4 protein-coding genes are annotated in these 7,269 nt (G+C 73.2%); all 4 read left to right on the plus strand.

Features of this window, described 5'->3' with window-relative positions; all coding sequences use genetic code 11:
* The first annotated feature begins 9 nt into the window (after nt 1–9).
* Nucleotides 10–837: a type VII secretion system-associated protein gene (locus ACFVV1_RS29665; RefSeq protein WP_389995336.1), complete on the plus strand. Its 828-nt coding sequence runs from the start codon at nt 10–12 to the stop codon at nt 835–837.
* Nucleotides 834–2,000, plus strand: a complete 1,167-nt coding sequence (locus ACFVV1_RS29670) for a ricin-type beta-trefoil lectin domain protein (RefSeq protein WP_389995339.1) — start codon at nt 834–836, stop codon at nt 1,998–2,000. Before ACFVV1_RS29665 ends, ACFVV1_RS29670 begins: the two co-directional genes overlap by 4 nt.
* Nucleotides 2,001–2,144: 144 nt before the next feature.
* The gene (locus tag ACFVV1_RS29675) at nt 2,145–5,468 is read left to right on the plus strand and encodes a right-handed parallel beta-helix repeat-containing protein (RefSeq protein ID WP_389995342.1); all 3,324 of its coding nucleotides are present in this window, start codon (nt 2,145–2,147) and stop codon (nt 5,466–5,468) included.
* Complete coding sequence (locus tag ACFVV1_RS29680) at nt 5,465–6,709, plus strand: S8 family serine peptidase (protein WP_389995345.1); 1,245 nt, start codon at nt 5,465–5,467, stop codon at nt 6,707–6,709. Before ACFVV1_RS29675 ends, ACFVV1_RS29680 begins: the two co-directional genes overlap by 4 nt.
* The last annotated feature ends 560 nt before the right edge of the window (nt 6,710–7,269 follow it).

Raw genomic sequence — 7,269 nt, forward strand, 5'->3', positions numbered from 1 at the left:
CAGGTGGAGATGCGGCCCGGAGAACGGCAAGAGGGCGGACATGACGCCCTGTCTGTCATTCCCGATGCCTCCGGCCCGGCCGCGGAACCCGGATCACCCGCCTCCGGCACCGCCGAGGCCGCCGACACCTCCGGGATACCCGAGGCCGTAAGGGCAGCTGCCCGCCGGGCGCCGGGGCACTGGATCGGAGTGGTGGACCCGGAGTGGACCGAAGAGCGCACGCCGCCGGAGTGGGCGGTGCTGGGGGAGTGGCAGTCGGACAAGAGCGGGAGCGTGGGGGAGTACCGCGCCAACCCGGCGTACCGGCCCTCGGCACGGGTCCTGGGCTGGCCGGAGCCCACCGACCCGGTGGACGCGGCGGCGCAGCGAGCCGCCACCGGCTACGGCTCGGTGGAAGAGGCGCTCGCGGCGCTCGCGGAGGCGGACATCACGGTGGTGCACGGGCCGGGGGGCGGGCCGCTCACGGCCATCGGGCGGGACGGGGTGCCGGTGGTGCTGTTGTTCACCTCACCCGCACACGAGTTCATGTCCGCGGCACTTCACCATGACACGCTGCCGGCACGGGAGCTGGCCCGTTCACTGAGCGGTCCCGGCACCCTGTTGCTGGCCAACGCCGGGGCCGCGGCTCCCCTGCTCGTCCCGGCGGACAGTCTTCTCGGTCCCGTGCGCGGGGTGGGCGACGACAAGGCGCCGGCAGCGGACACCGCGGCGGAGGAGGGCCCCGGCATCCCCTCCGACACGGCGGACCGGACCGGCGCTCCGGCCGTGGACCCTTCCGCGGACCGGACCGACAACTCATCCGAACCCTGGCCCCACACCACAGGGAGGACCCCGTGACACGTTCGTCCCAGCAACCCCCCGCTCTCCCGAGGGCTCGCGCGGAGTCCGGTTCCGAGGGCGAGGAGACGGCCGCGACCGCTGCGACCGCCACCCTAGGCGAGCCCAAGTCCGAGCCGGTACAGGCGAAGACCGGCGCAGAGGCCGGTACGGAGGCCGGAGAGGCCGAGAAGAAGCCCGGAGAGGGCAGAACCACCGAGTCCGAGGCCGGGGCTCCATCCGGCGCCCGGTCCGAGTCCGAGGCCGACCCCGGTGCCACCGCCGCGGTCCAGAGTCGGCTGCCCGCGCTCGTGCGGACCGTGACTGTGACCGCGATCGACCGGCCGCAGCAGCGGACCGGGCCGGTGGGCCGGCCGGGCAGGGCGGCGTTGGCCGGTGGCGCGGTCACGGGGGCGCTGCTCGTGTCCGTGCCGTTCCTGGTGCTCGCCGGGAACGACGACAAGGACCCCGAGCAGCCGACGGTGGCGGCTGGAACCGTGCTCGACGGCAGTGCGCAGGAGGCACCGGGCGAGTTCGCGGTGGCCCCGCCCGAGACCGGTTCCCCGGGCGACGGCAAGAAGGACGCGGGCAAGCCCGGGGCGCCGGGGCGGCAAGCCCCCGCGTCCGCCCCGACGCGGGAGGGGCGGCAAGCCCCCGCGTCCGCCCCGACGCGGGACTCGGGCAAGGGCGCGCCGCAGAAGGACGCAGGCCTGGCGGACCGGCCGAAGAAACAGAGCGCCGAGGAGGCGTCCGGCGACGAGGTGAACCAGCCTGCGAAGGCCGGTTCGGGCGTGACTCTCGGTGCCCCCGTCTCCCTGCGTAGTCATCTCTCGGGCCGCTGCATTGATGTACCGGGCAGGGACTTCAGCGACGGCAAGAAGCTGAACGTATGGGACTGCAACAACAGCGACGCGCAGAAGTGGCAGTTCGCCTCTGACGGCACCATCCGCATGAAGGACAAGTGTCTGGACGTGGCCAACGCGAACTTCAACGACGGCACGCCTATCCAGATCGCCTGGTGCAACGGCAACGCCGCCCAGAAGTTCGTCCTGAACGCCAGCCACGACCTGGTCAACACCGTCGTCGGCAAGTGCGTCGACATCAAGGACAACAACCGGGGCAACGGGGCCTGGCTGCAACTGTGGAGCTGCGCGGGCACCGATAACCAGAAGTGGAGCGTCTGACCGGACGTCCCCAGACCGAGAGCGCCGCTCTCGATACCCGCCCGCCCTGAGGGCGAGGCATGATGGCACCGTCGGCTCGCCGACACGCGCCCCCGGTGAAGGGGGCGTTCGCTGAAGACGCCGCCGTAGCAAGGAGGTTGGTGCGTGTCGCGCCAGGTATTGTCGGTCGGCCCCGGGGACCGGGACCCCTACCGGACGATCGGTGAGGCACTCGCCGCTGCCCGTACCGGTGCGCTCATCAGCGTCCGGCCCGGGACGTACGCCGAGAACCTGGTGATCCACACCAGGGTCACCCTCACCGCCGCCGAGGGGCGGGGCACGGTGGAGATCCGGCCGCGTTCGGGCAGCGTGGTCGCGCTGCGCGCCGACGCCATGATGCTCTCCGAGCTGACCCTGCGCGGCGGCGACGCCGAGCTGCCGGCCGTGGACGTGCGGCGCGGTCAGGCCGCGTTCGACGGCTGCGAGATCGTCGGCGCCGCGTGGACCGCGATGCTGGCCGGGGGAACGGGTTCCCTCGCGCTGCGGGACTGCCGGGTGAGCAACCCGCAAGGCGCGGGCATCGTGGTGACCTCGGCCACGCCCACCACCGTGGAGTCCTGCACGCTCGAGCACCTGGGCACCAGCGGCCTGGTCCTCGCCGAGCAGGGCGAGGCACGCGTCCGTGACTGTACGGTGCGCGACGCCCGTGGCAATGGTCTGCTCGCCAACGGCGAGGCCCGCGGCAGCGTCGAGGACTGCGACATCTCCTCCACCGACAAACCCTCCATCGCCCTGGAACAGAACTGCGCCGTCTCGGTGGTCCGCACCGTGGTGCACGACACGAGCACCGGCGTGCACCTGAGCAGTGCGGGCCGTACGACGCTGGAGGACGTCCGCGTCACCGGTGCCTCCGGGAACGGGATCGCGCTGGCCGGGGGCACCGATCCGGTGCTGCGCCGCTGCCGCGTCTCGCGCGTGCGCAGCCACGGCCTGCTGGTCACCGACCGGGCGCGCGGCATCTTCGAGGACTGCTGGGTGGACGGCGCGCAGGGCGCGGCGCTGCGGGTCGCCGGGGCCGCTTCCCCGGCGCTGACCGGCCTGACGGTCCGCGACTGCGACGGGACCGGGTTGCTCCTGGAGGAGGACTCGGCGCCGGAGCTGGACCGCCTGGAGGTGATCGGCGGCTCGCCTGCGGTCGCGGTGCTCGGCGGCGCTAACCCGCTGCTGCGCCGGGCCCGGCTGGTGGAGCCGTCCGGCGACGGCATCACGGCCGCCAGGGACGCCCGGGGTCGCGCCGAGGACTGCGAGATCGTCCGGCCGAGGGGCGCGGGTGTGCGCGTGGCCTCCGGCAGCACCCTCTACCTGGCCGGTGGCGGGGTCTCCGACACCGCCACGAGCGGCCTGGTCGTGGAGGACGGCGGCAACGTCACCGTCCGCGACTTCCGCGTCGAGATGTCCGGCGAGGAGGGCGTGGTGGTCGCCGCGGGCGGCGAGCTGACCGCCAACCGCACCGCGGTGCACGCCCCCAAGGGCCACGGCTTCCTGCTCCGTGAGGGCGCGCTCGCCTCGCTCAGCGGCTGCGAGGTCACCGGTGGCACCCAGGACGGTTTCCGGGTGGAGTCCACCGCGCCGGTCTCGCTCGTCAACTGCCTCGCCCGGGAGAACGAGGGTGGCGGCCTGGTGCAGACCGCGCCCGGCGAACGGCTCGCCGTGGAGGGCCTGAACAGCACCGCCAACGGCAAGCGGGACGCCTGGGGAACCGGCAGTGCCGAGAACACCGACCCGGCCGGCTCCGGCGCCACGGACGCGCCCTCGCGGGATCGTGCGGATGGCCCGCTCGGCGCCCTCAACGCGCTGATCGGCCTGGAGAACGTCAAGCAGCAGGTGCGTACCCTGGTCAATCTGACCCAGCTCGCCCAGCGCCGCGAACAGCTCGGTATGGCCGCCCCGCCGATGAGCAGACACCTGGTCTTCGCCGGTCCGCCCGGTACCGGCAAGACCACGGTCGCCCGCCTCTACGGGGCGATCCTGGCCGAGCTGGGATCGTTGCGCAGCGGGCACGTGGTGGAGGTCTCACGCGCCGACCTGGTCGCGCAGGTCGTCGGCGGCACCGCGATCAAGGCCACCGAGGCCTTCCAACGGGCGCTCGGCGGCGTGCTGTTCATCGACGAGGCGTACACGCTCACCTCGGACAGCGGCAACGGCGGCGCCGACTTCGGCCGCGAGGCGGTGGACACCCTGCTGAAGCTGATGGAGGACCACCGCGACGACGTGGTGGTGGTCGCGGCCGGCTACTCCCGCGAGATGGAATCCTTCCTCAGCTCCAACCCGGGCCTGGCCTCCCGCTTCTCGCGGACCGTCGAGTTCGAGAACTACTCGGTGCCCGAACTGGTCGCGATCATGGAGAACATGTGCGCCCAGCACCAGTACGAGCTGGGCGAGGGCACCGCGGCGGCGCTGGCCGCGCACTTCGGGGCGATGCCGCGGGACGCCGGCTTCGGTAACGGCCGTGCCGCGCGCGGGGTGTTCGAGGAGATGGTGGACAGGCAGGCGGTCCGGCTCTCCGTACAGCCGCAGGTCAGTGAGCGCGATCTGCGACTGCTGCTGCCGGACGACATCTCCGCCACCGCCACCGCCGCCGCGACGGCCGCCGATACCGCCGTCCGGGACGACGACCCGCTGACTCGCCTCGGCGACATGATCGGCCTGGCCGAGGTGAAGCGCGAAGTCGCGGATCTGGTCAACCTCATCACCACGGCCCGCCACCGTGCCGCGGCCGGGCTGCCGGTCCCCTCGCTCAGCAATCATCTGGTCTTCACCGGCCCGCCCGGCACCGGCAAGACCACCGTCGCCCGCCTCTACGGGGAGGTCCTGACCCACCTTGGGGTCCTTGAGCGAGGGCAGCTGATCGAGGCGGCCCGTGCTGACCTGGTCGGCCGCTACATCGGCCACACCGCCCAGCTCACCCGAGAGGTTTTCGAACGGGCCCGCGGCGGCGTGCTGTTCATCGACGAGGCATACACCCTCACCCCGCGCGGCGGCGGCGCCGACTTCGGGCAGGAGGCGGTGGACACCCTGCTGAAGCTGATGGAGGACCACCGCGACGAGGTGGTCGTCATCGTCGCCGGCTACACCGACGAGATGGAGCGCTTCCTCGCTTCCAACCCGGGCCTTTCCTCCCGCTTCCCGCGCCGGATCGCCTTCGCCGACTACTCCTCCGAGGAACTGGTCACCATCGTGCGTGCGCAGGCCATGAACATGGGCTACGAGTGCGGGCCCGGCACCGGCCCGCTGCTCAAGGAATACTTCGACTCACTGCCCCGGGACCGCTCCTTCGGCAACGCCCGCCTGGCCCGCCAGGTGGTCGAGTCGATGGTCACCCGCCAGGCGGGACGGCTCAGCTCGCTAGCCGCGCCCACCCTGGACGACCTGCGCATCCTCCTTCCCGAGGACGTCACGGCCACGGCACCGAAGGTGGCACCCCGGTGAGGCCGCCCGCCCGCAGGGCTGTCCGCCTGCTGTCCGGCGCCGGCCTCGCCGCCGCACTGCTGCTGCCCGCGGCTGTCGCGGTCCAGGCGGCACCCCTCTCGCGCATACCAACGGCCGACGGGAAGAAGGGCCAGGAACTGCCCGGTATGCCCTCCGCGTTCGATCCGGAGGCCGAGGAGGTGGCCTGCACGCCCGCCTCCCGCGAGAAGGCCGAGAAGCAGGACTGGTCGCGCCAGCGCCTCGAACTGGACCGGCTGCACCAGCACAGCACCGGTGCGGGCGTGACCGTCGCGCTGATCGACACCGGTGTCGCCCCCGGCGCCGCCGGACTCAGCGGCCGGGTCACCGCCCGGGGTACGGCCGGTGACGACTGCGTCGGGCACGGTACGTTCCTGGCCGGGCTGATCGCCGGGACCGGCGGGGACAGCCCTCGTATGGCCGGGGTCGCCCCCGGCGCGCGGATCCTGGCCCTGCGCGGCACCGACCGGCGCGGGCAGGCGAGCCCCGGCCTGGTCGTGGAGGCGCTGCGCGAAGCGACCGCGGCCCGGGCCGAAGTGATCGCGGTCGCGGTGGCCCTGCCGCGCCGGGACACGGCGCTGACCCGTGCGGTCGCCGAGGCCCGCCGCGCGGGTGCGGTGGTGGTCGCCGCGGCCACCCCGGACCCGCCCCGGAGCGGCACCGACGAGATCCCGTCCCGTACCTACTGGCCGGCCGGCGAGCCCGGCGTCCTCTCGGTCGCCGACATGCTTCCCGGCGGCGCCCGCCCGGACCGCTCCCTGCCCACTGCCGGCATCGACCTGGCCGCCCCCGGCGCCGGGGTGGTCTCCGGTGGTCCGCGCGGCGACGGCCACTACCTCGGCGGCGGCGCCCCGGTGGCCACCGCCTATGCCGCGGGGGCCGCAGCGGTGGTCCGCGCCGCCCACCCCGAGGACTCGCCCGACACCGTCACTCGCCGTCTGACCGCCACCGCCTACCCCGCCGACATCCCCCAGCTGGACCCCTACGCCGCCGTTACCACGGTCCTCGGCGATTCCGCCGCGTCCGCCGGCGCCGAGCGCGCCCTGGATCCCGTGACCGTCCGCGACACCTCGGCCGCCGACCGCGCCACCAGCCGCGCCACCCTCTTCGTCCTCCTCGGATCCGCCGCCGTCCTCGCCGTCCTCTGGGCGGCTTTCGCCCTTTCCCGGGCCCGCGCTCGGGGATGGCGTCCGGCGGGAGCGGGCGGAGCGGGAAGGGAATGAGCTGAAGCCCTGGGAACGAGGAGGCCCGGGGCGTCCCACGGGAAGGTGTCGCCGGGGAGCGGCTCGTCCGGTGCCAGGACGGGCCCGCACGCTGAGGGGCCACCTGTCGCGGGGTTCTTCCCCCATCGGCGCCGTACGGGAAGGGAAGCCGCGCACCGTCCCCGTACGACCGGGAAACGGCCGGGCCCCCGCCGTAGGCGTACCATTCCGCGACCGCCGGCCGTCCCTGCGTACTCCTCGTTCTCGCGTTCTCTCAGTCCTGCTGCCCCTGGCTCTCCTCCACTAGACCGAAGGCGTCAACACCAAGACGAAACTGATCAAGAGACAGATGTACGGACGCGCCGGCTTCCGCCTCCTCCGCCACCGCATCCTCCTCAACTGATCCACACCGAGGCACGATCAAGCGGCTACGAAAATCTTGTCAGAGCCGAACGATTTACAGTCCCTCTCCCCTCTCCGAGGCGCGTTCGGCGACAGTGTCGGCGCAGGGGGCGCTCGGCCCTACTCGATCGCCTGGAGCAGGGTGCGCAGGGCGTGGTCGAGGGTTTCGCGTTCGTCGG

The organism is Streptomyces sp. NPDC058092, from assembly GCF_042884935.1.
GTDB lineage: Bacteria > Actinomycetota > Actinomycetes > Streptomycetales > Streptomycetaceae > Streptomyces.

What these genes read in the sequence shown, in the direction of transcription:
- ACFVV1_RS29665 (WP_389995336.1), top strand. Translation starts at nt 10, where the DNA reads ATGCGGCCCGGAGAACGGCAAGAGGGCGGACATGACGCCCTGTCTGTC.